The sequence below is a fragment of the Planotetraspora thailandica genome (assembly GCF_016863335.1).
GTDB lineage: Bacteria > Actinomycetota > Actinomycetes > Streptosporangiales > Streptosporangiaceae > Planotetraspora > Planotetraspora thailandica.
The window spans coordinates 37271-63001 of record NZ_BOOR01000024.1 but is presented as its reverse complement, the minus strand read 5'-3'; the positions used below and the strand labels follow the sequence as shown (position 1 = coordinate 63001).

The 25731-nt window shown below is 70.5% G+C and carries 21 protein-coding genes; 15 read left to right on the top strand and 6 right to left on the bottom strand.

Annotation, left to right across the window (positions count from 1 at the left end):
- Positions 1–21 precede the first annotated feature (21 nt).
- Positions 22–822 carry an NAD-dependent epimerase/dehydratase family protein gene (locus tag Pth03_RS17330; protein ID WP_239119112.1) on the top strand — a complete coding sequence of 267 codons (801 nt, stop codon included), beginning with the start codon at positions 22–24 and terminating at the stop codon, positions 820–822.
- The gene (locus tag Pth03_RS17325; RefSeq protein ID WP_203945324.1) at positions 823–2250 is read left to right on the top strand and encodes an aldehyde dehydrogenase (NADP(+)); all 1428 of its coding nucleotides are present in this window, start codon (positions 823–825) and stop codon (positions 2248–2250) included.
- A gap of 19 nt (positions 2251–2269) precedes the next feature.
- Here Pth03_RS17325 and Pth03_RS17320 read toward each other — a convergent pair whose 3' ends face one another.
- Entirely contained in the window at positions 2270–6313 is a 4044-nt protein-coding gene (locus Pth03_RS17320) for a discoidin domain-containing protein (RefSeq protein WP_203945323.1), read from the bottom strand.
- 188 nt (positions 6314–6501) lie between these two features.
- Positions 6502–7797 carry a pectate lyase family protein gene (locus Pth03_RS17315; protein ID WP_203945322.1) on the bottom strand — a complete coding sequence of 432 codons (1296 nt, stop codon included), beginning with the start codon at positions 7795–7797 and terminating at the stop codon, positions 6502–6504.
- 422 nt (positions 7798–8219) lie between these two features.
- Between Pth03_RS17315 and Pth03_RS17310 the strand changes: the two genes are divergently transcribed.
- The 5 genes from Pth03_RS17310 to Pth03_RS17290 all read left to right on the top strand — a co-directional run bounded on the left by Pth03_RS17310 (position 8220) and on the right by Pth03_RS17290 (position 13371).
- Positions 8220–9086, top strand: a complete 867-nt coding sequence (locus Pth03_RS17310; protein WP_239119111.1) for a carbohydrate ABC transporter permease — start codon at positions 8220–8222, stop codon at positions 9084–9086.
- A 31-nt stretch (positions 9087–9117) separates the two neighbouring features.
- Positions 9118–9999, top strand: coding sequence for a carbohydrate ABC transporter permease (locus Pth03_RS17305; RefSeq protein ID WP_203945320.1), 882 nt, complete (start codon positions 9118–9120; stop codon positions 9997–9999).
- Between the two features lie 28 nt (positions 10000–10027).
- Entirely contained in the window at positions 10028–11314 is a 1287-nt protein-coding gene (locus Pth03_RS17300; RefSeq protein WP_203945319.1) for an ABC transporter substrate-binding protein, read from the top strand.
- A gap of 89 nt (positions 11315–11403) precedes the next feature.
- Entirely contained in the window at positions 11404–12567 is a 1164-nt protein-coding gene (locus Pth03_RS17295; protein ID WP_203945318.1) for an enolase C-terminal domain-like protein, read from the top strand.
- Between the two features lie 30 nt (positions 12568–12597).
- Entirely contained in the window at positions 12598–13371 is a 774-nt protein-coding gene (locus Pth03_RS17290; RefSeq protein WP_203945317.1) for an IclR family transcriptional regulator, read from the top strand.
- Here the strand turns inward: Pth03_RS17290 and Pth03_RS17285 are convergent, their stop codons facing one another.
- Together Pth03_RS17285 and Pth03_RS17280 are read right to left on the bottom strand one after the other, a co-directional pair.
- Complete coding sequence (locus Pth03_RS17285; RefSeq protein ID WP_203945316.1) at positions 13372–13899, bottom strand: SUKH-3 domain-containing protein; 528 nt, start codon at positions 13897–13899, stop codon at positions 13372–13374. It lies immediately after the preceding gene.
- A gap of 11 nt (positions 13900–13910) precedes the next feature.
- Positions 13911–14858, bottom strand: a complete 948-nt coding sequence (locus Pth03_RS17280) for a sugar kinase (protein ID WP_203945315.1) — start codon at positions 14856–14858, stop codon at positions 13911–13913.
- Between the two features lie 134 nt (positions 14859–14992).
- Between Pth03_RS17280 and Pth03_RS17275 the strand changes: the two genes are divergently transcribed.
- The 6 genes from Pth03_RS17275 (at position 14993) to Pth03_RS17250 (ending at position 21557) form a co-directional block, all read left to right on the top strand.
- On the top strand, positions 14993–17515 hold the full coding sequence (locus tag Pth03_RS17275) for a DNA translocase FtsK (protein ID WP_203945314.1): 2523 nt from the start codon (positions 14993–14995) through the stop codon (positions 17513–17515).
- A 93-nt stretch (positions 17516–17608) separates the two neighbouring features.
- Positions 17609–18343, top strand: coding sequence for a helix-turn-helix domain-containing protein (locus Pth03_RS17270; RefSeq protein WP_203945313.1), 735 nt, complete (start codon positions 17609–17611; stop codon positions 18341–18343).
- Between the two features lie 29 nt (positions 18344–18372).
- Positions 18373–19788: a 30S ribosomal protein S12 methylthiotransferase RimO gene (rimO, locus tag Pth03_RS17265; protein WP_203945312.1), complete on the top strand. Its 1416-nt coding sequence runs from the start codon at positions 18373–18375 to the stop codon at positions 19786–19788.
- Positions 19785–20447, top strand: coding sequence for a CDP-diacylglycerol--glycerol-3-phosphate 3-phosphatidyltransferase (pgsA, locus tag Pth03_RS17260; RefSeq protein WP_203945311.1), 663 nt, complete (start codon positions 19785–19787; stop codon positions 20445–20447). The genes rimO and pgsA overlap by 4 nt, the downstream gene beginning before the upstream one ends.
- Positions 20444–20920, top strand: a complete 477-nt coding sequence (locus Pth03_RS17255) for a CinA family protein (RefSeq protein ID WP_203945310.1) — start codon at positions 20444–20446, stop codon at positions 20918–20920. Before pgsA ends, Pth03_RS17255 begins: the two co-directional genes overlap by 4 nt.
- 271 nt (positions 20921–21191) lie before the next feature.
- A complete protein-coding gene (locus Pth03_RS17250) occupies positions 21192–21557 on the top strand; it encodes a helix-turn-helix domain-containing protein (RefSeq protein ID WP_203945309.1) in 366 nt (121 codons plus the stop codon).
- Here Pth03_RS17250 and Pth03_RS17245 read toward each other — a convergent pair.
- Positions 21554–22339: a DNA-formamidopyrimidine glycosylase family protein gene (locus Pth03_RS17245; protein WP_203945308.1), complete on the bottom strand. Its 786-nt coding sequence runs from the start codon at positions 22337–22339 to the stop codon at positions 21554–21556. The two genes, Pth03_RS17250 and Pth03_RS17245, sit on opposite strands and share 4 nt — an antisense overlap.
- Positions 22340–22351: 12 nt before the next feature.
- Positions 22352–22816, bottom strand: a complete 465-nt coding sequence (locus tag Pth03_RS17240) for an RrF2 family transcriptional regulator (RefSeq protein WP_203945307.1) — start codon at positions 22814–22816, stop codon at positions 22352–22354.
- 94 nt (positions 22817–22910) lie between these two features.
- Here Pth03_RS17240 and Pth03_RS17235 point away from each other — a divergent pair, with 94 nt between their 5' ends.
- Positions 22911–24392 (top strand): cryptochrome/photolyase family protein, encoded by a 1482-nt coding sequence (locus Pth03_RS17235; protein WP_203945306.1) that lies wholly within the window; start codon positions 22911–22913, stop codon positions 24390–24392.
- Between the two features lie 118 nt (positions 24393–24510).
- Positions 24511–25689 (top strand): ROK family transcriptional regulator, encoded by a 1179-nt coding sequence (locus Pth03_RS17230; protein ID WP_203945305.1) that lies wholly within the window; start codon positions 24511–24513, stop codon positions 25687–25689.
- Positions 25690–25731: the final 42 nt, after the last annotated feature.

Below are 25731 nucleotides of genomic sequence, written 5' to 3'. Positions count from 1 at the left end.
CCGGCGTCTGACAGGAGAGCCATGCGAATTCTCATGACCGGAGCCGCGGGCGGCGTGGGCACGCTGCTGCGTCCCCGGCTGGCCCGCGACGGGCGGGTTCTGCGCCTGCTGGACATCACCGCCGTCGATCCCGGCCCGGGCGAGGAGGCGGTCACGGCGGATCTCACCGATCCCGCGGCCATGGACGCGGCGATGGACGGCGTCGACGCGGTGCTGCACCTCGGCGGGCACAGCGTGGAGCAGCCCTGGCAGGACATCCTGGAGGTCAACATCAACGGCACCCACGTGGTGCTGGAGGCCGCGAGGAAGGCCGGGGTGGGCCACGTCGTGCTGGCGAGCAGCAACCACGCCGTCGGCTTCCAGCCGCGCGTGGACGAGGCCCCCGACTACCTGTTCCCCCGCCCGGACACCTACTACGGCGTCAGCAAGGTCGCCAAGGAGGCGCTCGGCTCGCTCTACCACGACCGGTACGGCATGGCCGTGACGTGCCTGCGCATCGGGTCGTGCTTCGCGCGGCCGAAGGACCTGCGCATGTTGTCCACCTGGTTGTCCCCCGACGACTGCGCCCGGCTGGTCGAGGCCTCGCTGGCGGCCGACGGCTATCACGTGGTGTGGGGAGTCTCGGCCAACACCCGCGGATGGTGGTCGCTGAAAGAGGGCCGCGCCATCGGCTACGAACCGCAGGACGACGCCGAGGTCTACGCGGGGGAGCTCATCGCCGAGTTCGGCGAGCCCGACCCGGCCGCCATCGACCATGCGCTGCTCGGCGGGCGGTTCTGCGGCCCTCAGCTCGACGCCGACAATCTCACCCGGGAGCGCTGAATGAACGACATCGACGAAGTGGTGCGGCGCGCCGCCGCGGCCGGGGCCACATGGCGGGCGACACCCGCCGCCGAGCGCGCCGCGGTCCTGGAGGGCGTCGCCGAGGCGCTGCTCAAACATCTCGACGAGCTCTGGCCGGTCGCCGACGCCGAGACCCACCTCGGAGAGGTGCGGCTGCGCGGGGAGGTCGCGCGCACCGCGGCGCAGTTCCGCCTGTTCGCCGAGGTGCTGCGGGACGGGGCGTACGCCGAGGCCGTGATCGACCACCCGGACCCGGGAGCGACGCCTCCACGGCCGGACGTGCGCCGGATGAATCAGCCGGTCGGGGTCGTCGCGGTCTTCGCCGCGAGCAACTTCCCGTTCGCGTTCTCGGTGGCGGGCGGCGACACGGCCTCCGCGCTCGCGGCAGGATGCCCCGTCGTCGTGAAGGCGCACGAGGGCCACCCGCAGACCTCCGACCTGACCGCCGCCGTCGTACGGCGGGCGCTGCCCGACCCCGATCTGCTCGGACTCGTGCACGGATTCGAGGCGGGCGCTCCGCTGGTGCGGCACCCGCTGGTGACGGCCGTCGGCTTCACGGGTTCCCTCGCCGGAGGCACGGCCATCCAGGCGCTGATAGGCGGGCGGCCGGACCCGATCCCCTTCTACGGCGAGCTCGGCAGCGTCAATCCGGTCGTCGTGCTGCCCTCGGCCGACCCCGCCGCCGTCGCGGCCGGGTTCGCCGCGTCCCTCACGCTCGGGGTCGGCCAGTTCTGCACCAACCCCGGGCTGGTGTTCGTCCCCCAGGGCGAGGGTGAAACCGAGGGCGAGTTCGAGCGCGCCATCGGCGAGGCGGTCGCCGCGACCACCGGCGGGCGCATGCTGACCGCCAAGATCCGCGACGGCTATCTCCGCGCGGTCGAGCGGCTGCCCGGCGCGGGCCTGGCCGTACTGGCGCGGGGCGGGGCCGGGGACGCGCCGGACGCGGTGACGCCGCAGGTCTTCGCCACCGGGCTCGACGCGTTCGCCGGCGGGCTGCCCGAACTGGCCGAGGAGTGCTTCGGCCCGGCCGCGATCGTCGTGAGATATCGCGATTCCTCCGACCTGCCGGACGTGCTGCGCAGGCTGCCCGGCTCGCTGACGGCGAGCGTGCACGCAGGGGGTCCCGGCGACGCGCGCGACATCACGGCCGTCCTGGAGCGGATCGCCGGCCGCCTCATCTGGAACGGGTGGCCGACGGGGGTCGCGGTGTGCTGGGCCATGCACCACGGCGGTCCCTGGCCGGCCACCACGTCGCCCGCCCACACCTCGGTCGGCGCGGCGTCGATCAGCCGGTGGCTGACCCCGGTGGCCTACCAGGACTGGCCCGCGGAACTGCTTCCCCTCGAGTTGCGGGACGACAACCCGCTCGGGGTGCCGCAGCGCGTGGACGGACGCCTGCGCGCGTGAGCGGCACCCCGGCCCGGAACTAGTCGGCCGAGTTGTAGGCCTGAGCCGACACCTTGATCCCCTTGGTGCCCGCCCGGGACGGCCACGAGACGCCGATCCGGCGCGTCTCACCGGGCAGGAGCCAGAAGTAGTTGTCGTCGTACCGGGAGGGCAGGATCCGGTCGCCGTGGTCGTCTCGCACGCTCAGCCGGACGAGCGCGGCGACCGCGTGGCCGTGGTTGGCCACCGTCGCGGTCACCGTCTCCCGTCCTCCGGAGGAGCGGGACTCGGTGGCCGACACCGACAACCGGGTGCTCGGCATGCCGGTGAGCGCCCGCATGTCCTCGGCCTGCCGGTAGCGCCAGTACGTGTTCTCCGACAACAACCGGCCGCGGCCGTCGCGCAGTTCGAGCCGGACGAGGTGCAGCGGGGCCTCGTCCGACGCGGTGAGGGTGAAGGCGGCCGACGTGGACGACTTGGCGACGTCCACCCGCCCGGTCTGGGTCTTGCCGAGCTGCCGCCCCGTGAGGTCGTACAGCTTGGCGGTGACCGTGGCGCCGGTGAGCGCCGCGGTGGTGTGGTTCACGACGCGGACCTGCCACGTGCCGGGGTCGGCCTGCACGTGCAGCGGCTCGCACCCCTTGCGCGCGCCGTAGTAGGCGCCGTTCACGTCGAGGTCGTAGTCGTAGGTCTGCCACACCGTGCTGTGCCAGGCGGGATGCGACATCCACAGCAGCAGGGCGGTGGCGTCCTGCCACAGGTTGGCGTTCCACGCCTCGAACATGGCGCGGTGGCTCTCGTAGTTGACGAACTGCGCCCGTGCGGCGAACTCCTCGAGCGAGGCGGACGCGCCGAGCCGGGCGTCGATCGCGGCCAGGTAGGTGTCGGTGTGCTGGTTCCCGATGGTCGACCAGTCGTGGTAGTTCCACACCTCGCTGATCGGCCATCCGGGCTCGTCGCCGACGAGGTTCCGCATGCTTTCCGCCACAGGCACGACCGGCATGCCGATCTCGGTGTGGAATCCGAACGCACCCGTGTCGTAGGTGTTCTTGTCGTTGTAGGTCGGCGGGTCGATCCACCGGTACGGGCCGTGCCCGCTGACGATGCCGCCCGCGGAGTTGGGGATGTAGAGGATCTCGGGGTTCTCGTCCGCTGCCGCCTGCTTCAGCCCCGCGTCGACGATCGGGGGCGGGTCGCCCTCGTTGGCGCCGCACCACACCACGATGCTCGGATGGTGCCGGAACCGGCGGATCGTGTCGGCGGCGATGTCGACGTAACCGGGCGGGTTCGGCAGGAACTGCCCCGCCTGCCAGAAGTCGTTCCACACGAGGATGCCCTGCTCGTCGCAGGCCTGGTAGAGCTCCTCGCGGTTGCTGCTGCCCAGCCAGTTGCGGATCATCGTGAAGTTCATGTCACGGTGCATCTCGACGGTGTCCGCCAGCCGGTGCGGGAGCACCCGGCGCAGCAGTTCGTCCCAGCCCCAGTTGCCGCCCCGGCAGAAGACCGGAACGCCGTTCACGCTGATCTTCAGCTGGCGGACGGCGTTGTTCACCGACTTCACGTCGGTCCACTTGTCCCCGTCGTCGGAGACCTGGATGACGAAGTCGCGGGCGTAGGCCTGCTCCCAGGCGATGGTGACCTGGTCGAACTCCACCGGGGAGCCGAGGTCGACCTGGATCCACTGGTCGTCCTGGTACGCGGACGCCCAGCGGGTGCGCGGGTTGCCGTCCACGGCGTTGGCGGCCACGTTGGTGTCGTTCTCCGACGAGGACGCGCGCGCGGTCTTGTTCAGTGCCAGGTCGACGGACGGGTCGGCCTGGCGCTGCACCGAGAGCGTCCACATCGAGACGCCCCACTGGGTGGCGCGCTTGCCTGCCTGGATGCGCACATGCTGCGCGGTCTGCGACGGGAACGTCTCCACCTGGGTGGCGGTGTTGCCGATCGGGGTGTCGTTGGTGACCGTCTTCACGTCGGTCCAGGCGTCGCCGTCGCCGGAGACCTGGATGCGGTAGTCCAGCGCGAACGCCTGCTCCCACACGATGGTGACCCGGTCGAAGTCCACCGGGGAGCCGAGGTCGACCTGGATCCACTGGTCGTCCTGGTACGCCGACGACCAGCGGGTCCCGTCGTCGCCGTCGACGGCGTTGGCGGGCCCGTTGCCGTCCGTCGAGGACGCCGTGGCGGTCTTGTGCAGGGCCAGGTCCGCGCCGGCGCCGTCGGCGACCGACAACGACCACATCGACACGCCCCAGCCGGTCGCGCGCTTGCCGGCCTGGATGCGGACGTGCTGGGCGTGCTGCCGGTCGAACGTGACCGTCTGCGTCGCGCGGTCGCCGGTGAACTCCAGCGGCGGCTTTCCGGGAGGCGACACGACGATGGGCTGGTCCCAGTCGTAGCCGAATTCGCGGATGCCGAAGCGGATTTCGCGGCGGTCGCTGACCTCGCCGCCCGCGGTGGCCGTGAGGCGCAGGTCGTGCAGCGCGGGGTCGCCGTAGCCGTTGGGCCACCAGAGCTCGGGGTTCCTGAGCCTGAGGGCGGGGAAGCGGTCCGGCGTGAACGTCACCGTGGTGGTCTCCCCGGCGGGGACGGTCACCTTCGTCTGGACGTCGACCTCGCCGAACCTCGCGCGGACCGTCACGGCGGTCGCGGTGCCGGCCACGTTGCGCAGCGGCACGGCGATGGTGATCTCGGCTGTGCCGGTGTCGGGCAGGCCGGGCAGCTTGGTGGTGACGTGGGGGTCTCCGATGACGGCCACGCCCGTGCTGCGCAGCCGGACGTGGTTCCAGATGCCCGTGACCCGGTCGCGTACGGCGGGCATCCAGTCCCACCCGGACACGGCGAGGTACGTCGGCGAGTTGAGGTAGTGGTGGGCCGACTGCAGGAACGTGTTGCCGTCGGCTCCCTTGTCGCCCGGGGTGCCGGGGTGCGGCATCGGGGTGACGCGGACCGCGACGACGTGCTCCGAACGACCCCGCAGCGCGTCCGTGACGTCGAACGCCGCCCGCGCGAACGGATGGGCGACGGAGCCGACGTTCACGCCGTTCACCCAGGTCGTCGCCTCGTGGTTGATTCCGTCGAACTCGAGCCAGATCCGCCGGCCGGCCGAGGTGTCGAGCCCCTTCGGCAGCCGCAACGCCCGCCGGTACCACCAGGTGTGGCGCGACAGGGCCTCAGGGATCTGCATGTTGTTGTAGCCCGAGACCGGGTCGGGCAGGTGGCCCTGGTCGACGAGCGAGCCGAGCACCGTGCCGGGGACGGTCGCGGGAAGCCAGGACCGGACGTCGACGTCGCCCGCGGACAGGGCCGCGCCGTCGTCGGTGCCGGCGAAGTCGTCCATGGTGAGCGACCAGCCGGACTCCAGCGGCACCGTGCCGTCGGCGGCCACGGTGAGCGCGGGGGCGGGCCGGTCGCCGCCGCTCCAGTTCGTCCAGCCGTGCGCGGTCGGCTGGTGCTTGGTGGCCGTGCCGTACACCTGGAAGCCGTTGAGGCCCACCGGGTTGCTGTTGGACCGCTTCGTGGCGGTCATCCGGATCCAGCGGGCGACGACCGGCTCGGGCAGCTTGATCGCCTCGACGCCGCCCTGGCCGTCGGTGGTCTCGTAGACCGTGCGCCAGGTGCGGCCGTCGGACGAGACCTCCAGCCGGTACGCGACGGCGGCGCTGGAGCGGATCTCGTCGCCGTCGGTGTCGGAGTAGTTCCCGTCGAACGGGCCGTCGGCGAGGGTGGCCTCGAAGACCAGCGTGACCGCCTCGATGCGGCACGGCGCCTGCAGGTCCACCGAGATCCACTGCGGGTCGCCCGGGGCGGCGCGCCAGCCGCTGCCGCGCACGCCGACCTGCGGTAACCCGTCGACGGCGAATGCGCCCGGCGTCGGCGCGTAGTCGGTGGACGACACCGTCACGGGCCGGTACCGGGCGAGGTCGGCGGCCAGTGTGGCGGCCGGTTTGGCGGCCGCGGGGGTCGCAGGGGTGGTGGACGCGGCTTCGGCGGCGTCCGGGAGGGCTGCGGCCACTCCGAACGAGGCGAGAAGCGTGGCGCCGGCGGAAAGGAAGGAACGTCGCGATACGGACGACGACTCGGGCATAGGGGGCTCCCCGGGTATGACAACGTTGTCAACCTGCCCATGTGATCATGACTTGTCAAGATCTCGGCTCGCCGGATTGCTTGCGCCGCACACCGCACGACGTCGCCTGTGAGACGGTCGGAAACCGCTGACCTGCTGAAACGCCAGAAATGCCGGCCGGGCTCGGCGACGAGCCCGGCCGGTGCGACTCACTTCAGATGGCCCGCGCCCGCGTGGCGGGACACCTCCCGCCTGACCGTGTTCGCCGGATCGATGCCGGTGTGCAGGGTGGGCGTCCATCCCGCGTCGGCGCCCAAGTCGGGGTCGTGCGCCGCGTTGTAGACGCCGACCAGGTCGATCGGCCGTTCCTTGCCGCCCACGCGCAGCAGGTTGCCGCGCGCGGTCAGCGCGGTCCCGCCCCAGTCGTACAGCAGGCCGGCGGGGTCGACGGCACGGCTCAGCCGGAAGTAGTTGTTCTCCGCGACGATCTGCGACTGCACGCCGACGCCGATCGCGTAGACGAACGTGCTCGCGTCCGGCACCTCGTAGTAGTTGTCGTAGACGTGCACCTTGCCGAACCGCACACGCGGCAGCCGTTGCAGGGCGCCGGAGAAGTGGTTGTGGTGCACGGTCACGCTGAGCTTGCCGGCGTCGGTCGCCGGGTTGTTGGTCGAGCCGATCAGCATGGTCTTGTCGTGGCCGGTGAAGGCGTTCCACGACACGGTCGCGAAGTCGGACCCGGCGGTGATGTCGGCCTGCCCGTCGTGCACCTGGTATGGCCTGCCGAAATAGAGCGGCTGGGCGGAGTCGGGGTTGTCGCCGTCGGTGAAGGTGTTGCGGTCGATCCACACGTGGGTCGAGCCGGTGACCGAGATGTTGTCGTAGAGCGAGTTCCAGTTGCCGGTGTCGCCGTCCGTGGGGTCCCACTGGGGGAAGCAGTCGGCGGCGTCCTCGAACCGCAGATTTCGGATGATAACGTTGTCAACCTTGTCGACCCGCAGGTTGAGGTGCCTGATGACGGCGCCCGGCAGGCCGACGATCGTGGTGTCCGAGGGCACCTTCAGCACGACATGGGCGGTCTGGTTGGCCGCGGAGGCCGCCCTGGCGTTTTCGAGCGGGCCGGACGGCTCGGCGTCTCGCCCCCAGACGGCGGGGTCGTAGGCCGCCAGGTAGCCGGCGAGCGTGTAGCCGCCCGTGACGTAGTCGTCGCAGGTCCTGCCGCTGTCGAGGGCGCCCTTGACGTAGATGACGCGGGGGTCGGGAGAGGCGAGCGCCGCGGCCAGTTCGTCGCGGTCGGTGACGGTGTGGACGTTGCCCGGAGGCGCCGCCGCCCCGCCGGTCGTGCCGGTGCCCGCCGACGCCCATCCGTCGCCGTGGGGGAGCACCTGGCGTCCGAGCTCGACCGCGACGGGCTTGCCGCGGCCTGCCGTACTCGCGTCGGCCGGCGAAGCATGGGCGGCCATGGTCAGGGCGGCCGCCAGGAGGATGAGGGCTTTCGTGCGCATGGGCTGACTCCGTTTCCGGTGGCCCGGAGCCCGGCTCGCACTCGCGACCGCTCCCGCGCGATCTCATGGCGGGCCGAGGACCGCTCCAGGTCCTCCAGCAGGGGATGCCGCGCTCGGCCGGCCCGGCGTCCCTGTGGGCGTCGCGGGCACGGCCGGCCGGCGGACGGGTCCCGCGTCCTGACCACGCGGGCGCACATGTCTGTCGCACATATCTGGACGATATTCATATTCGTGAACAACCGGACGGTACGGCCCGACTTTCCCCGCGTCAAGAGATCGAGCCGAAATCAAGAGGACAAAGCCCGGAAACATTTCGAATCGGCCACGACTCCTTGACAACCCCCATGACGAACATCACGGTGGAGCCGTCCACGTTTGTGAACTTGGTTCAGAAATGTGTCATCCCCCAAGGAGGTGCGCCGGTGGCGACCTTGCGCCGCAGGGCGGTGCCGTACCTGCTGATATCCCCGACGGTCGTGCTCATCGCGGCGTTCCTCGTCTATCCCATCGGCAGCGTCGCCTACTACAGCCTGCAGAACCGCAACCTGACGCGGCCGTGGGCGGACGGCTTCGCGGGCCTGGACAACTTCCGCCGCATGCTCTTCGAGGACGAGCTGTTCTGGCAGAGCCTCGCTTTCACGGCGAAATGGGTGGTCACCGAGATCGGCCTGCAACTCCTGCTCGGCCTCGTCCTGGCGCTCATCGTCAATGAAAGTTTCATCGGCCGCGGCCTCGCCCGATCGCTGGTCTTCTCCCCGTGGGCGGTCTCCGGCGTGCTGACGACGGGCATCTGGATCCTGCTCTACACGCCGCAGACCGGTGTGCTCCGGTTCCTCGGGCAGCCGGAGACGGCCGTACTCGGCAACCTGGACACGGTCTTCCCCGCCGTCGTAGTGGCGGAGCTGTGGCGCGGGGTGCCCTTCTTCGCGATCCTGCTGCTCGCCGGCCTGCAGGGCATCCCCGGAGAGCTGTACGAGGCGGCGGCGGTCGACGGCGCCGGGCGGATCCGGCGGTTCCGCCACGTCACGCTGCCCCACCTGCGCGACGCGATCGTGCTGGCCACGCTGCTGCGCTCGGTCTGGGAGTTCAACAACGTCGACCTGCTCTACACCCTCACCGGCGGCGGCCCCGCCCAGGTCACGACCACGCTGCCGCTGTACGTGGCCCAGCGCGCCGTCGACTCCAAGGACTTCGGGTACGGCTCGGCGCTGACCATGGCCGGCTTCGTGATCCTGCTGTTCTTCTCGATCCTCTATCTCCGGCTCAGCCGGTTCGGGGAGGAGCGATGACGGGCGGGGCGAGGCGGAGAGGCGGAACGGCATGAGCACCGGAGTCATGGCCCGGCCGAGGGGAGCGCACGCGACGGCGAGCGGCTCGCGCCGGAGGCAGGGAAGGGACCGCGGCCGCGTCCTGCGGCTCTACGTGCCCCTCGGGCTGTATCTCCTCTTCACCGTCGTGCCGTTCTACTGGATGCTCGTCTTCGCGCTGCGGCCGTCCGGCTCGACCACGCCCGTGCCGTGGCCGATCACCTTCGAGCACTTCACGACCGTGTGGAACGACATCGGCTACGCGATGTTCTTCCGCAACAGCGTGATCGTCGGCGTCTGGTCGCTGCTGGCCACGACCGTGCTCGCCGTCATGGGGGGATACGCCCTGTCCAGGTTCCGGTTCAGGGGGCGGAGCCTGTTCATGGTCGTGCTGCTGTGCACGCAGTTCATCCCCGGCGCGATGCTGCTCATCCCGCTGTTTTCGATCTTCAAGTCGCTCGGGCTGATCAACAGCCTGGGCAGCCTCATCCTCGCCGACACGGTCTTCAACCTGCCGTTGTCGATCATCTTGATGAGCGGGTTCATCACGGCCGTGCCGTACTCGGTCGAAGAGGCGGCCATGGTCGACGGCTGCACCCGGCTGCGGGCCTTCCTCGCCGTGGTCCTGCCCCAGCTGCGGCCCGGCCTGATCGCCGTCGGATCGTTCGCGTTCATCCACACGTGGAACAACTTCCTGTTCGCGCTGATGTTCGTCAGCAGGCAGGACAGCTTCACGATCCCCGTCGGGCTCAGCTACACGATCGGGGAGTACAGCGCCGACTTCGGGGCGCTCGCGGCCGGGGGCGTCGTCGCCGCCGTCCCCGTGGTCTGCGTGTTCGCAGTGATTCAGCGCTATCTCGTGCACGGCATCAGCGCCGGGGCCGTCAAGGGATAGCTCCCCTCAGCCATCCGCAGGAGGAAGCATGAAGTCAACCAAGGCCTGGGCGGCGCTGGCCGTCCTCGCCCTCGCGGTCGCGGGTTGCGGCTCGGGCTCGGGCTCGCAGGAGCCCGGCAAGACGACGATCACGTTCTGGGACAACAACGGTGGCACGCGCACCCCGATCTACCAGGAGCTGATCAAGCGGTTCGAGGCTGCCAACCCGACGATCCACGTCGAATACGTCGGCATCCCGATCGCCTCCGTCCAGCAGAAATACGACACCGCGATCGCCGGCGGCGACACCCCCGACGTCGGCGGTGTGACCACCTCCTACCTGGCCAACCTGGTCGGCCAGCAGGCCCTGGAGCCCGCCGACGACTGGCTGGGTAAGAGCGCGGTCAACGGCAAGCTGGCCGCGCCCATGATCAAGTCGGTCCGCGACACCGTGACCGACGGCAAGCTGTACCTCGTCCCCGGCACCTCCAACATGGACGTCGTCTGGTACCTCAAGGACAAGCTGCCCGAGCCGCCCGCGACGTGGGACGAGTTCTTCACCGACACCGCCGAGCTCACCAAGGCCCCCGACCAGTACGGTTACACGATCCGCGGCGGCGCGGGCTCGATCTTCCAGGTGCTGGCCGAGATGTACGCCTACTCCGGCGTCACCCAGTTCTTCGACGCCTCCGGCAAGAGCACGGTCAACGACCCGAAGAACGTCGAGTACCTCACCAAGCTGGCCGCGATGTACAAGAAGGACACCCCGGAGGCCGACGTCACCAACGACTTCCCCAAGATGGTCGCCGCCTTCGGCACCGGGAAGATCGCGATGATGCACCACAACCTCGGGTCGTACAACGACCACGTGAAGGCGCACGGCGCCGACAAGATCGGGGCGTTCGCGCTGCCGGCGGGCGCGTCGGGCAAGCGCACGATCGTCGCCAACCCCGTGGACGGCTTCGCGGTCTTCAAGGGCAGTGAGCACAAGGACGCCGCCTGGAAGTTCGTCGAGTTCCTCGTCTCCAAGGAGAGCAACAGCTACTGGAACCAGCAGACGGGTCAGATCCCCGCCAACACCGAGGCGCAGGGCGACTCCTGGGTGACCGGCCTGCCCCACCTCAAGACGGCCGTGGACGTGCTCAACGACCCCGCCACCGCGGTCGTGTCGCCGCCCTACTACCTGCCGCAGTTCTCCTCCATCACCAAGGCCGACACCGAGCCGCTCTTCCAGAAGGTGCTGCTCAAGCAGATGTCGCCGCAGGAGTTCCTCGACACCATGGCGCAGAAGCTCACCGACGCCCAGGCCGAATGGAAGAAGGCCCACGGCGGCTGAGCCACCACCACCCGGGACCGGGCCGGTGCGACCCTGACCTCGCACCGGCCCTCGGGAACGTAATCACCTGATGAGAGGAGAGGCGGCGCATGGCGGTCGTCGAGAGCGTCACGGTCACCGTGTTCACCACGGTCACCCGATCAGTCGTCGACGGGCACGGGCACCGCCATCCGGGGCCGCCCCGAGAGGTGCAAGAGGCGCTGCTCACCGTCACCGACGGCGACGGCGTCACCGGCCACTGCCTGGCCCAGCCGGACACGGTCAGGGAGGCCGTGATCAGGAACCACATCGGCCCCGCGCTGCTCGGGCAGGACAGCCTCGACCGCGAACGCCTGTGGCACCGGATCGCCCGCCGCCAGCGCGGCTCCCAGGGCAACCTGTCCGACCGCGCGCTCAGCGCCGCCGACCAGGCGTTGTGGGACCTCGCCGGGCGCACGGCCGGAATGCCGGTGTGGAAGCTCCTCGGCGGCGCCCGCTCAGAGGTCCCCGCCTACGCCAGCACGATGTGCGGCGACGACATCCCCGGCGGCCTGGCGACCCCGGACGACTACGCCGCCTTCGCCAAGGACCTCGTCTCCCGCGGCTACCGCGCCATCAAGCTCCACACCTGGATGCCGCCCATGCCGTACGGCGTGGCCCGCGACATCGCGGCCTGCGCCGCCGTGCGCGAGGCGGTGGGGCCGGACGTCGCGCTCATGCTCGACAGCAACCACTGGTACTCCCGGTCGGAGGCGCTGACCCTGGGGCGGGCGCTCGACGAGCTCGGCTTCGCCTGGTACGAGGAGCCGATGGAGGAGGCGTCGGTCCAGTCCTACCGGTGGCTCGCCGACCAGCTCGCGACGCCGATCCTCGGCCCGGAGACCTCGTGGGGCAAGCACATGGCCCGCGCCGAATGGGTCGCCGCCGGGGCGTGCGACATCCTGCGGGTCGGCGTGGTGGGGTCGGGCGGCATCATCCCCGCGATCAAGGCCGTGCACCTCGCCGAGTCGTTCGGGATGGACTGCGAGATCCACGGCAACGGCTCCGGGGCGCTGGCGGTCATCGGGGCGACCATGTGCGGCCGGTGGTACGAGCGGGGCCTGCTGCACCCGCATTCCGACTACGACACCCCGCCGCCGCACCTGCGGTCGATCGTCGACCCGCTCACCGGCGGAAACGTCCGGATGCCCGCCGCCGCCGGGCTCGGCGACGACCTCGATCACGACTACATCGCCGCCCACGCGGTCGCATCCTGGGGAACCCGCTCACAATAGGAGGCGGACAGGCGGGTCAGGGAGGTACACATGGCGGAACCGGTGCCCCACGTGAAGTCGGCGCTGCGAACGGTCGAGCTGCTCGACTTCTTCGCGCAGTATCCCGGGCAGCACAGCCTCACCGACCTCCAGGGCAAGCTCGGCTACCCCAAGAGCAGTCTGCACGCCCTGCTCAGGACCCTCGTCGACCTCGGGTGGATCGAGACGGACGCCACGGGGACGCTCTACCGCATCGGCATGCGGGCGCTGCTCGTCGGCGCGACCTACATCGACGGCGACCCGCTCGTGCAGATCGCCCACGACGCGCTCGACTGGCTGGCCGAGACCACGGGGGAGACCGTCCACCTGGCCAGGCTCGACCACTTCGACATGGTCTACCTCGCCACCCGGGCCTCCCGCCACTACCTGCGGCCGTTCTCCCGGGTCGGCAGGCGGCTGCCCGCCAGCACCACCTCCCTGGGCAAGGCGATCCTGGCGACGCGGGAGGACGCCGAGGTACGCGCCCTGCTGCCGGCCGAGCTCCCCGGGCTGACCCGGCACACGATCGTGGACCACGACAAGCTCATCGCCGACCTCCACCGGGTCCGCAAGCGCGGCTACGCCGTCGACCGCGAGGAGAACACCGAGGGGCTGCGCTGCTTCGGCGTGGTCCTGCACATCGCCGACCCGCCCCGCGACGCCATCAGCTGCTCGGTGCCGGTTCCCCGGTTGACCGCGGAACGCGAGAAGGACATCGTCGCCTGCCTTCTGGAGGCTCGCGAGCGCATCGAACGCTCCGCCGTACGGCAACGCCGCGCCTACTGATCAATCGGCTGAAAAATCAGTCGCCGCCGGCCACGGTTTACGGCCCTCGGGGGCATGAATGCACATCAGGGGGCGATCGGCCTGCACCATGAACCGCAGACCGTCCAGGAGGTTGTCTCCGATCCTCCATATGAGGCCATCGGCAAAGGCCACGAGGGCTCCGGATTGGTCCATGAAGACGTGCGAGTAGCTGAGCCACCATCCGATGGGGAACCAAGACCCCCCTATCGCCGAATAGATCTCATCGGCCTCATCTCGATGCCGCCTTCCGACCCCTACCGGATCAACGATGAACGGCTCGCCGTTGATGAAATTGGGTCCCTCCTCATTCGCCGGATCGAGCCGCAGCCCCCACAGCGACTCGAGAAAGCTGACGATTGTGCGGCCGGCGACGTATCCCTGAGACTCCAGACTTCGGATGGCAACGGATACGTCGACTCGCCGACCTCGATGCCATCCGGCCGACCGCAGGCAATCAGCTGTGATCGGGTCCAGATCCGGTAGCCGATCCACAAGGCCGACTTCCACTGGTCGCAGGCTCAGGCCGCTTCGCCGATGAGGGCGTGGATCTCCGCCGTCGTGGCGACCCGGCCCGTGCCGCCCTGGCCGCGCAGGGAGATCGCCGCGGCGGCCGTGCCCGCCCTGACCGCCTGGACGAGGTCGGCGCCGCGGGAGAGCCAGCCCGCCAGCGCGCCCGCGAAGGCGTCGCCCGCGCCGGTCTGGTCCACGACCGACTCGACGGGGATCGCCGGGATGTGCAGGATCGAGCCGTCGCCCGCGCCGTCCCCCGTGTGCTCCTCGGTGCCGAGGAGGACGCCTTCGGCTCCCATCGTCACCGCGGCCGCCCGCGCCCCCATGGCGAGGCAGGCGCGCAGCACCTCCTCGGGGTCGTCGGTGCCGAACAGGGGGCCGCTGTCGCCCGGGCACGACGGCACGATCAGGGCCGCGTGCGGGGCCACCGCCTCCAGGACGCCGCGCGCCGCCTCCGGTCCGGTCAGCCGCGACCGGAAGTTGGGGTCGTAGACGACCTTGCCGTGCGCGATCGCCGCCGCATGCCGTACGGCCTGGTCGCAGGACTCGGACAGCGCCGCGGTGACGCCCGACAGCAGCACGACGGCGGCCTGGGAGACGGGGGAGCGGTCGACGTCGGCGGGGCCCATCCGCGAGGCGGCGCTGCCGGCGCGCATGTAGGCGAAGGCCCGGTTGCCGGACGGGTCGGCGCCCAGGGCGTACGCCCCGGTGGAGCCTTCGCCCGTGACCATCCAGCGGGTGTCCACGCCGTGGCCGGCGGCGAAGCGGATCAGGCGCTCCCCGAACTCGTCGGCCCCCACGCGGGTCACGAGCGCGGCGCTCGCCCCGGTGGCCGCCGCCGCGACGGACGCGTTCAGGGCGTCGCCGGAAAAGGACAACCGGAACACGTTGGCCCGGTCGAGGGACGCCGCGGTCGAGAACTCCACCAGGGGTTCGCCCAGCACCACGACATTCATGAGCTCTCCCATGTTCGCTGCGGTGGAAACTGTTCGCTGCGGTGGAAACGCTGCCACGTCCGAGCCAGTGTAGAGCGTTCCCCCTTCGGCGAGTCTTCCCGAAATCTCCTGGCCTCCCCGGTACCTTCGGCATCATGGCCACCCGTACGTCCGGAAAGGGTCCCGGGAAGCGCCCGACTCCGCGCTCCGGGTCTCGCACGACTTCCGCGAAGCGCCCGCCGGCCCGGGGAAGGGCCACGTCGAAGACCACGACGAAGCGGGCGCCCAAGCGGCCGGTGGGAACCGGCCAGGACCCCATCAGCTGGGTGTTCCTGATGATCGGCAAGCTGGTCATCGGCCTGTGGCTGCTGCTCGCGCACGGCATGGGCGCGGCCGCCCGGGCGCTCGGGCAGGGCGCCCGCGACCTCGACCCCGCGCACCGCCGCGACGGCGTGGGCCTGTCGGTGCTCGCGGGCGGGATCGTGCTGGCGGCCATGCTCTGGCGGGAGTCCAAGAGCGGGGTCTCCCTGATGGTGGATGCGGTCGTGCGGGGCGTGGTCGGCTCACTGGCCTGGTCGGTGCCCGTGTTGCTCGCCCTGCTCGCCTGGCGGCTCCTGCGCCACCCCGACCAGAACGCCGAGACCGGGCGAATGGGCATCGGCTGGACCGCACTGCTCGTCGGCATCCTCGGCGTCGTGCACGTGGCGCACGGCACGCCGTACCCGTCGGGTGGCCCCGCCGACGGCATGGACAAGGTGTCGGCCGCGGGCGGCATGCTCGGGTTCATCGTCTCCGCCCCGCCGTCGAGCATCCTGCCGGCGTTCGTCACGATCCCGCTGCTGCTCATGCTGTCCGGGTTCGGCGTGCTGGTGATCACGGCCACGCCGCTCCACCGGATCCCCGAACGGTTCGCCGAGATCAGGCACCTGCTCTTCCAGCGCCCCGAGGAGGGGGAGGGCAAGCCGGCGTCCCCGCCGAAGAAGCGCACCAGGAAGCCGGCGGACGGCAAGCGGGAGGTCGGCGACAACGTCAAGCCGTACGACACCCCGGTGTTGTCGGACAAGGACCACTCGCCGGAGATCGTCCCGGGGCTGGTCGACGAGTCAGAGGAGATGGAGGGGGTGGAGGCCGAGGCGGCCAAGTCGCCCGCGCAGCCGCCCCTGCCGTCGCCCGCTCCCCGCAAGGTCGAGCAGCTCGTGCTGTCGCCGCAGGCCGGGCCGTACACGCTGCCGGACGCGAAGCTGCTGCGGGCGGGAAGCGCGCCCAAGCCGCAGACCAAGGCCAACACGGTCGTGGTGAACGCGCTGACCAGCGTGCTGGAGCAGTTCACCATCGACGCCCAGGTCATCGGGTTCACCCGCGGGCCGACGGTCACGCGCTACGAGATCGAGCTCGGCCCCGCCGTCAAGGTCGAGAAGGTCACCGCCCTCACCAAGAACATCGCCTACGCCGTCAAGTCGGCCGACGTCCGCATCCTGTCCCCGATCCCGGGGAAGTCGGCCATCGGCGTGGAGATCCCGAACACCGACAAAGACCTCGTGTCGCTGGGCGACGTGCTGCGTTCCCCGGTGGCGCAGGCCGACCACCACCCCATGATCGTCGGTTTGGGCAAGGACGTCGAAGGCCGCACGATCGTGGCCAACCTGGCCAAGATGCCGCACATCCTCATCGCGGGAGCGACCGGCGCGGGCAAGTCGACCTGCATCAACGGCCTGATCTCCTCGATTCTCATGCGGTCGACGCCCGACGAGGTGCGCATGGTGCTGGTGGACCCCAAGCGGGTCGAGCTCACCTCGTATGAGGGCATTCCCCACCTCATCACGCCGATCATCACCAACCCGAAGAAGGCCGCCGAGGCCCTCGAATGGGTCGTGGGGGAGATGGACCGCCGCTACGACGACCTGGCGGCCAGCGGCTTCCGGCACGTCGACGACTTCAACAAGGCCGTGCGCGCGGGCAAGCTGGTGCCGCCTCCCGGCAGCGAGCGGGTCTACCAGCCCTATCCGTATCTGCTCGTGATCGTCGACGAGCTCGCCGACCTCATGATGGTCGCCCCCCGTGACGTCGAGGACTCCATCGTCCGAATCACCCAGCTCGCCCGCGCCGCAGGCATCCACCTGGTCATCGCCACCCAGCGGCCGTCGGTCGACGTGGTCACCGGCCTGATCAAGGCGAACGTGCCCTCCCGGCTGGCGTTCGCGACATCGTCGCTGGCCGACTCGCGCGTCATCCTCGACCAGCCCGGGGCCGAGAAGCTGGTCGGGCAGGGCGACGCCCTCTTCCTGCCGATGGGCGCGAGCAAGCCGATGCGGCTGCAGAACGCCTTCATCTCCGAGAAGGAGATCGCCGACGTCGTCGCGCACTGCAAGACCCAGATGCAGGTCGAGTACCGCGAGGACGTGGCCGCCCCCGCCGCGGCCAAGCGCGAGATCGACGAGGAGATCGGGGACGACCTCGAGTTGCTGGTGCAGGCCGCCGAGCTGATCGTCTCCACCCAGTTCGGCTCGACGTCGATGCTCCAGCGCAAGCTCCGCGTCGGCTTCGCCAAGGCGGGCCGCCTGATGGACCTGCTGGAGAGCCGCAACGTCGTCGGGCCGAGCGAGGGCTCCAAGGCGAGAGAAGTGCTGGTCAAGCCCGACGATCTGCCCGGACTGCTCGCGGATCTGCGTGGTCAGTGACCCTGCTGTCACTGTGCGTAGCGATTACTGGTTGAATGTGATTAACTACGCATAGTAGGACGAGTGGAAGCTCGGGCGAGGGGGCGTGACCAAATGAGTATTGGCGCTGCTCTGTCGGAGGCTCGGCAGAACGCCGGTTTGACCGTAAGCCAGCTCAGTGATCGCACGCATATCCGGGAAGCGATCATTCAGGGAATTGAGCGCGACGACTTCACGGTGTGCGGGGGCGACTTCTACGCGCGCGGCCACATCAGGGCGATCGCGGGGTCGCTGGGATTGGAGCCTGACGAACTCCTCAGGGAATTCAACGAAGCTCACGGGGACAGGCGTCCACCGGCGCGCGCGTCCGCCATGTTCCTGGCGAACAACCTGCTCCCCGGCCGCCGGAACGGGCGGGGCCTCCCCAACTGGACGATGGCGGCGGCGGTGGCCCTCGCGATCGTCGTCATCTTCGCGATCGTGCGCTTCCTCGGCGGTTCCGACGTGAAGCCGGGCCAGTCGGCGGCCGAGAGCCCCGCCTCCGCCCAGCAGGCCAAGGCTCAGGCGAAGGAGAAGGCGCGCGTCCCGAGTGGCGTCGTGGTCCTCAAGGTCTTCGCCACCAAGCCGGCCTGGATCAACGTGAGAGACGCCAAGGGCCACCGGCTCTTCCAGGGCACCCTTCAGCAGGGCAAGACGGTGACGTGGACGGCCAAGGACCGGGTGCGGGTGGTCATCGGCGACGGCGGCGCCGTACGGCTCGAAGTCAACGGCAAGGACCTCGGCCCGGCGGGCAAGGACGGTCAGACTGTACGGAGATCCTTCGGGCAGGGCATCCCGAGTGCCCGTTAGGGGCCGAACCCCGATACCGTAGATTCATCATGTCTTCTCGCCGAACCGTATCGCTGGTCACATTGGGTTGCGCCCGCAACGAGGTCGACTCTGAGGAGCTGGCGGCCCGCCTTGAGGCTGCCGGCTGGCAGATGGGCGACGCCGACCCGGACGTCGTCGTCGTCAACACGTGCGGCTTCATCGATTCGGCGAAGAAGGACTCCATCGACACCCTGCTCGCCGCCGCCGACTCGGGCGCGAAGGTGGTGGCGGCGGGCTGCATGGCCGAGCGCTACGGCGAGCAGCTTGCCGACGCCCTTCCCGAGGCCGCCGTCATCTCCTTCGACGACTACACCGACATCGGGGCGCGCCTCGACGACGTGCTGGCGGGGAAGACGCTGATCCCGCACGCGCCGCGTGACCGCAGGAAGCTGCTGCCGATCAGTCCTGTGGACCGCTCCGCCGCGCACGCCCACATCCCGGGCCACGGCACCGCGCCGGACGCCCTCCCCGAGGGCCTGGCGCCCGCCAGCGGCCCGCGCACGCTCAGGAAGCGGCTGAGCGGCGGCCCCGTGGCCTCGCTGAAGCTGGCGTCCGGCTGCGACCGCCGGTGCACCTTCTGCGCGATCCCGGCGTTCCGCGGGTCGTACGTCTCGCGCGCCCCCGAGGAGCTGCTGGCCGAGGCCGAGTGGCTGGCCGGGCAGGGCGTCAAGGAGCTCGTGCTGGTCAGCGAGAACTCCACGTCGTACGGCAAGGACCTGGGCGACCTGCGCTCGCTGGAGAAGCTGCTGCCTCAGCTCGCCGCCACGCCGGGCGTCGAACGGGTCCGGGTCAGCTACCTCCAGCCCGCCGAGCTGCGCCCCGGCCTGCTGGAGGTCATCGCCACGACCGAGGGCATCGCGCCGTACTTCGACCTGTCGTTCCAGCACGCGAGCGGCCCGGTGCTGCGGCGCATGCGGCGCTTCGGCGACCCCCGGCGCTTCCTCGACCTGCTGGAGCGCGTGCGCGAGCTGGCGCCCGAGGCGGGGGTACGGTCCAACTTCATCGTGGGCTTCCCCGGGGAGACCGAGGAGGAGTTCGAGGAGCTGGCCGGCTTCCTGGAGGAGGCGAGGCTCGACGTGATCGGTGTCTTCGGCTACTCCGACGAGGACGGCACCGAGGCGTTCGGTTTCGACGGCAAGCTCGACCAGGAGGTCGTCGACGAGCGGGTGGCCCGGCTGACCGAGCTCGCCGAGGAGCTGACCGCACAGCGGGCCGAGGAGCGCATCGGCACGGAGCTGGACGTCCTCATCGAGGAGGACCTCGGGGACGGCGGCTACGAGGGCAGGGCGGCCCATCAGGGGCCCGAGGTGGACGGCTCGGTCACCGTCCAGGGCATCGGTCTGGTGCCCGGCCAGATCGTTCAGGCGGTGGTCGTCGACTCCGAGGGGGTTGACCTGATCGCCCGCATCAAGGCAGGAGCATGACGGAGCGGATCGAGCCCCCCGCCGGCTCCGCGAGCCCGCCGGACCAGGCCCCCCTGATCGCGGTCCCGCTCGCGGACCCTCCCGCCGAGCCACGGATCCGCCGCGTCAGCACGTGGAACATCGCGAACGTGCTGACCATCGCCCGTCTGGCGGTCGTTCCCGTCTTCATCGCCTTCCTGTTCGTGGAGGGGGAGGGGCCGGGCTGGCGGGTCGCCGCTCTCGGCGTCTTCCTGCTCGCCTCCCTGACCGACCAGCTCGACGGCTTCCTCGCCAGGAAGTACGGCCTGATCACCGACTTCGGCAAGATCGCGGACCCGATCGCGGACAAGGCGCTGATCGGCTCCGCGCTGGTCTGCCTCTCCATCCTCGGTGAGATCCCCTGGTGGGTGACCATCGTGATCATCGCGAGGGAGGCCGGGATCACACTTCTGCGGTTCATGGTGATCCGGCACGGCGTGATCCCGGCGAGCTACGGCGGCAAGGTCAAGACCGTGCTGCAGATCGTGGCCATCGCGCTGTTCATCGTGCCCGGGGTGCCCGGCCTGGTGCGCTGGGCCCTCATGGCGCCGGCCGTCCTGGTGACACTCGGCACGGGCGTCGACTACGTGGTGAGGGCGGTGCGCCTGCGCCGGGTGGCGAAGGCGGCCAGGTCGGAATGACGGGCGCCGCCGCGCGGGCCCTGGCGTCGCTGAAGGCGCAGGGGGCTACGGTCTCGGTGGCCGAGTCGCTGACGGGCGGCCTCATCGGGGCCACGCTGACCGGCGTGGCCGGGGCCTCGGCCACGTTCCGCGGGGGCGTGATCGCCTATGCCACCGAGCTCAAGGCCCGGCTGCTCGGGGTGCCCGCGGACCTGCTCGAGAGGGAGGGGGCCGTGCACCCCGCCGTGGCGGTGGCCATGGCGGAGGGCGTGCGCGACCTCACCCGGTCCGAGTACGGCCTGGCGGTCACGGGAGTCGCGGGGCCCGACCCTCAGGACGGCAAGCCGGTGGGCACGGTCCACATCGCCGTCAGGGGGCCCGGAAACCTCGTCTGGCACCGTGACCTGCGGCTGAGCGGGGACCGTGCCGAGATACGAACCCGGACATGTCAGGAGGCTCTGGACCTCCTCGCAGGTGTGCTGGAGGCAAATTAGGGGGAACATTCTGGGTGATTACCGCGTTACGTCACCAGCGAACATGCTCACCACGGTCTGCCGCGGTGTTGCCCTCTACAGGTACGGTGGATGTGTGAGTGAGGTCCGAGAGCCATTGGCGAGGAGCAAGTCAAGCGTGCGTCCGGCTAAGGGGCCGAGCGACCCAATGATGACGGCGAGGAGCATGTACGAAGGGCGTTCGAAGAACGGGCGACATGAGCCCACCGCGCGAGGCGTCGTGAAGGCGCCCCCGCTGGGGAGGGAGCGACAGATGGTCCTGCTGCGTCAGCTGCTCGGTGACGTGCTGCGGCGGCTGAGGGTGCGGCAGAATCGCACCCTTCGCGAGGTCTCCACGCTTGCGCGCGTCTCGCTCGGCTACCTGTCCGAGGTTGAGCGCGGCCAGAAGGAAGCCTCGTCGGAGCTGCTCGCCTCGATCTGCGGCGCCCTCGGTGTGCCGCTGTCCCAGGTGTTGCGTGAGGTGTCCGACCAGTTCGCGCTCGCCGAGCTTCAGGCCGCCCCGGTCATGGCCGATGTGCCGGAGCACGAGCGCCTGCCCATCGCGGAGACGGTGCCGGGTTCAATCCCCGACACGGACTTCGACGGGTTCCCCGAGGTCAAGGACATGGTCGCCGCCTAATCAGGCTGACATCGACGGCACCAGAAGATTAACCGTTCGTACGGCTGTTCCCCCATTCCCGCGCTGCTGACCGGGTTTCCGCACAGGCGGCATGGGCGGCGGGCCCTGCCGTACACCATGAGTGCGCGTCCCGGCCGGGTGTCGCCCGTCGTGACCGGTAGTGGCGCGTCCTTGCTCGCGTCCATCAGGCGGTGCGCGAGCTCCACCAGTGATTCCAGATCATCGGGTGGGATGGATCCCACCGTGCGCCACGGCGACAGACGCGCCGCGAACAGCGTCTCGGCACGCCAGATCGTGCCGATCCCCGCCAGGTTGCGCTGATCCAGGAGCGCGTCCCCGATCCTGCGCTCAGGGGCCGCGCGCAGATTCTCCGCGGCCTTCGCCGCGTCCCAGCCCGGCCCCAGCAGATCCGGGCCCAGATGGCCGACGACCCGGTCCTCCCGTTCGGTGGGGACCACATCCACCATGCCGAGCTTGATCCCCAAGGCCGTCCATTCGGCGTTGCCCAGGATCAGCCGGACGACGTCGCCGCGTGGTACGGGACGCCCCGTCTCGACCACCCGCCAGCTGCCGTCCATGCGCAGGTGGGTGTGCACGGTGAGCCCGCCCTCGACCCGGGTGAGCAGATGCTTGCCGTACGAGAGGGTCGTCAGGACGGCCCTGCCGCACAGGTCGGCGGAGGCATAGCGGGGAACCCGGAAGTCCGAGCGGGTCAGCGCACGGCCGTCCAGGGCCTGCCTGAGCCGCTTGGCGGTCCGGTAGACGGCGTCGCCCTCAGGCATCGAAGGCGGTCGTCAGACCGGAGAGTGCGAGTTCCACGCCGACGGGTCCGACGACAGCTCGGTCACCCGCGGAGGCAGCTCGCCCTTGGCGATCTGCTCCAGCGTGACCTCCTCGAGGATGGCCCGCTCGCTGGCGCGCAGAGCGATCCACACCTGCTGCAGGGCCTGGGCGGCGCCCAGGTAGCCGACATGCTCGGGGCGTTCGCCCCGGACGTTGGCGAGCGGCCCGTCGACGGCGCGGATCACGTCGGCCAGCGAGATCTGGCTGGCCGGGCGGGCCAGGACGTAGCCGCCCTCCGGCCCGCGCTGGCCGCGGACCAGGCCGGCGCGGCGCATCTGCAGGAGAATGTTCTCCAAGTATTTAGGGGGCATTTCCTGTCCTTTGGCCAGCTCGCCCACCGTGGTAGGTCCCTCGCCTGCGGCGGCGAGCTCGGCGGCGGCACGGAGGGCGTAGTCGACACGGGCAGAAAGTCGCATGTAGTCGATTATCCCGCCTGGTTGGCATTGGTTAGACGCCAACCTCACAACTAGCTTGCGAAGATCGCCAATTCCGGCCGACTTAGCATGAAGTATGCGGGACAAGAGCAGGCGGTGGATCTTCGCCGACCAGCTCGGGGACCACTTCCTGGACGACCCAGGCGAGCCGGTCCTGCTGGTCGAGGCCAGGTCGGTGCTGCGGAGACGGCGCTTCCACCGCCAGAAGGCCCATCTCGTCCTGTCCGCCCTCCGCCACCGGGCGGCCGAACTCGGCGACCAGGCGGTCTTCCTGCGTTCCGAGACGTACGGCGAGGCCCTCGCGACGATCGGCGGGCCGCTCACCGTGTGTCATCCGACCAGCCACGCCGCGGCCCGGTTCGTCTCCGGCAGGCCGGGGGTGACCGTGCTGCCGGCCAGGGGCTTCACCTCCACCTGGGAGGAGTTCGCCGCCTGGGCGGGGAACAGGGGCGGGCGCAGGCTGCTGATGGAGGACTTCTACCGGGACGCCAGGCGGCGCCTCGGCGTGCTGATGGACGGGGACCGGCCCGCCGGCGGGCGATGGAACTTCGACGCCGACAACCGCGAGCCCCCACCGCAGGGAGGGCTCGGCCTGCCGGAGGCGTGGCGGCCGGTGGAGGACGAGATCGACGAGCAGGTGCGGCGCGACCTCGACCGCTGGGAACGCGCAGGAGAGGTCGCCTTCATCGGCCGCGACGGCCCCCGGGCCTTCCCCGCGACGCGGGCCGAGGCCGCCGACGCGCTGGCCGACTTCGTCGTCCACCGCCTGCCCTGCTTCGGGCCCGCTCAGGACGCCATGATGTCGGGTGACCCGGTGATGGCCCACAGCCTGTTGTCGCCCGCACTCAACCTCGGCCTGCTCGACCCCATGGACTGCGTGCGCGAGGCGGAGATCGCCTACCGGGAGGGCTACGCCCCGCTTCCCAGCGTGGAGGGCTACATCCGCCAGATCATCGGCTGGCGCGACTACATCTGGCATCTCTACTGGCATCTCGGCCCGCGCTACCGTGAGGAGAACCGGCTGGGCGCCCGCGAGCCTCTGCCGGAGTGGTTCGCCGATCTGGACGCGGACGCGGTGGAGGCGCGGTGCCTGTCGTGGGCCCTCGCCCAGGTGCGCGATCACGGCTTCACCCACCACATCGTGCGGCTGATGGTGCTCGGCAACTACGCGTTGCAGCGCGCCTTCGACCCTGGCCGGCTCACCGCGTGGTTCCACCGGTCCTTCGTCGACGGCTACGACTGGGTGATGGCCCCCAATGTGGTGGGCATGTCGCAACATGCGGACGGCGGTGCGCTCGCGACCAAGCCGTACGTCTCCGGAGGGGCGTACATCAACCGGATGAGCGACTTCTGCCGCGACTGCCGCTACCGGCCGGACCGGCGGACGGGACAGGACGCCTGCCCGTTCACGACCGGCTACTGGGCGTTCGTCGCGCGCAACGAGAAACGCCTGGCGGCCAACCCGAGGACGGTGCGGAGTGTGCGGGGCATGCACCGCCTTGGCGACATCGACGAGGTCCGCGCGCACGAGGCGGCGCGGGGGGCGGGGCCGCCATGAGCTCGTATGGAACGTCTGTGACGGCTTGTCGGCTCGCTAAGCTTGCAGGAAACTTTGTTGACGATTTGCGGGTGCAGATCGTGAAGGTGCACCGGGGGCCACGATAGAGAGCAGGAGCATGGAGCGACGTCCTGGCGTGCCCAGGCTGCTCCGGGAGATCAACGACCGGGCCGCATTGGAGTTGCTGCTCGCCTCGGGGCCGCTGACGCGCGGGCAGATCGGTGAGCTGACGGGGTTGTCCAAGGTCACCGCGTCCCAGACGCTCGCGCGCCTGGAGGAGCGCGGCCTCGTCGAGGTCGTCGGCGAGCAGGCGGGCAACCGCGGCCCCAACGCGGCCCTCTACGGGGTGATCCCCTCGTGTGCCTACGTCGCCGGGCTGGAGGTCGGCCCCGACTCGGTCACCGCGGCGATCGCCGACATCAACGGCGACGTGGTCGCCGAGGTCACGGCCGCGCCGGACGCCCAGGACGACCCGGTCACGGTTGTCCACAACGTGGTCGTCAAGGCGTGCCGGTCGGCCAAGGTGGCGCTGTCGCGGCTGCGCGGCGTCGTGATCGGCACCCCCGGCGTGGTGGACCCGCGCACCGGCGACGTGCGGTTCTCCTTCGACCTGCCGCACTGGCACGAGGGCATCCACGAGGCGCTCGCCAGAGACCTGCGCAGGGAACTCACGATCGAGAACGACGTGAACCTGGTCGCGATCGCGGAACGCGCCAAGGGTGCGGCCCAGGAGGTCGACGACTTCGTGCTCCTGTGGGTCGGCCGGGGCATCGGCCTTGCCGTCGTGCTCGGCGGCCGGCTGCACCGGGGCCGGTCCGGCAGCGCCGGCGAGATCGGCTATCTCCCCGTGCCCGGCGTCCCGCTGGCCGCCGACGTCAAGGCCATGCCGGGCCGGCTGCCGTCGCTCGCGGGCGGGCTTCAGTCGCTGGTGAGCTCGGAAGCGGTGATCGAGCTCGCCCGCGAGCTCGGCTTCTCCGGGGCCGGCGCCGCCGACTGCGTGACCGAGGCGGTCGCGGCGGGGGAGCGCGGCGAGCGCCTTCTTGACGAGGTGGCCTCCCGGCTCGCCCTCGGCGTCGCCTCCGTGTGCGTGGTGCTCGACCCGGGGCTCGTGGTCCTGGCGGGCGAGGTCGGCCAGGCCGGAGGCGCCGCGCTGACCTCCCGGGTGGAGGAGGCCGTCGCCCGGATCTGCCCGATCAGGCCCGAGGTCGTCACCAGCGAGGTCGTTGGCAACCCCGTGTTGCGCGGCGCCGTCCTGGCCGCCCTCGACCAGGCGCGCGAGGACATCTTCACCTCCTGAGCCGCGACCGGCCGGGCGTTTCCCGCCCGGCCGGGGCAGGAG

What these genes read in the sequence shown, in the direction of transcription:
- Pth03_RS17330 (WP_239119112.1), top strand. Translation starts at nt 22, where the DNA reads ATGCGAATTCTCATGACCGGAGCCGCGGGCGGCGTGGGCACGCTGCTG.
- Pth03_RS17325 (WP_203945324.1), top strand. Translation starts at nt 823, where the DNA reads ATGAACGACATCGACGAAGTGGTGCGGCGCGCCGCCGCGGCCGGGGCC.
- Pth03_RS17320 (WP_203945323.1), bottom strand. Translation starts at nt 6,313, where the DNA reads ATGCCCGAGTCGTCGTCCGTATCGCGACGTTCCTTCCTTTCCGCCGGC.
- Pth03_RS17315 (WP_203945322.1), bottom strand. Translation starts at nt 7,797, where the DNA reads ATGCGCACGAAAGCCCTCATCCTCCTGGCGGCCGCCCTGACCATGGCC.
- Pth03_RS17305 (WP_203945320.1), top strand. Translation starts at nt 9,118, where the DNA reads ATGAGCACCGGAGTCATGGCCCGGCCGAGGGGAGCGCACGCGACGGCG.
- Pth03_RS17300 (WP_203945319.1), top strand. Translation starts at nt 10,028, where the DNA reads ATGAAGTCAACCAAGGCCTGGGCGGCGCTGGCCGTCCTCGCCCTCGCG.
- Pth03_RS17295 (WP_203945318.1), top strand. Translation starts at nt 11,404, where the DNA reads ATGGCGGTCGTCGAGAGCGTCACGGTCACCGTGTTCACCACGGTCACC.
- Pth03_RS17290 (WP_203945317.1), top strand. Translation starts at nt 12,598, where the DNA reads ATGGCGGAACCGGTGCCCCACGTGAAGTCGGCGCTGCGAACGGTCGAG.
- Pth03_RS17280 (WP_203945315.1), bottom strand. Translation starts at nt 14,858, where the DNA reads ATGAATGTCGTGGTGCTGGGCGAACCCCTGGTGGAGTTCTCGACCGCG.
- Pth03_RS17275 (WP_203945314.1), top strand. Translation starts at nt 14,993, where the DNA reads ATGGCCACCCGTACGTCCGGAAAGGGTCCCGGGAAGCGCCCGACTCCG.
- Pth03_RS17270 (WP_203945313.1), top strand. Translation starts at nt 17,609, where the DNA reads ATGAGTATTGGCGCTGCTCTGTCGGAGGCTCGGCAGAACGCCGGTTTG.
- rimO (WP_203945312.1), top strand. Translation starts at nt 18,373, where the DNA reads ATGTCTTCTCGCCGAACCGTATCGCTGGTCACATTGGGTTGCGCCCGC.
- pgsA (WP_203945311.1), top strand. Translation starts at nt 19,785, where the DNA reads ATGACGGAGCGGATCGAGCCCCCCGCCGGCTCCGCGAGCCCGCCGGAC.
- Pth03_RS17255 (WP_203945310.1), top strand. Translation starts at nt 20,444, where the DNA reads ATGACGGGCGCCGCCGCGCGGGCCCTGGCGTCGCTGAAGGCGCAGGGG.
- Pth03_RS17250 (WP_203945309.1), top strand. Translation starts at nt 21,192, where the DNA reads ATGGTCCTGCTGCGTCAGCTGCTCGGTGACGTGCTGCGGCGGCTGAGG.
- Pth03_RS17245 (WP_203945308.1), bottom strand. Translation starts at nt 22,339, where the DNA reads ATGCCTGAGGGCGACGCCGTCTACCGGACCGCCAAGCGGCTCAGGCAG.
- Pth03_RS17240 (WP_203945307.1), bottom strand. Translation starts at nt 22,816, where the DNA reads ATGCGACTTTCTGCCCGTGTCGACTACGCCCTCCGTGCCGCCGCCGAG.
- Pth03_RS17235 (WP_203945306.1), top strand. Translation starts at nt 22,911, where the DNA reads ATGCGGGACAAGAGCAGGCGGTGGATCTTCGCCGACCAGCTCGGGGAC.
- Pth03_RS17230 (WP_203945305.1), top strand. Translation starts at nt 24,511, where the DNA reads ATGGAGCGACGTCCTGGCGTGCCCAGGCTGCTCCGGGAGATCAACGAC.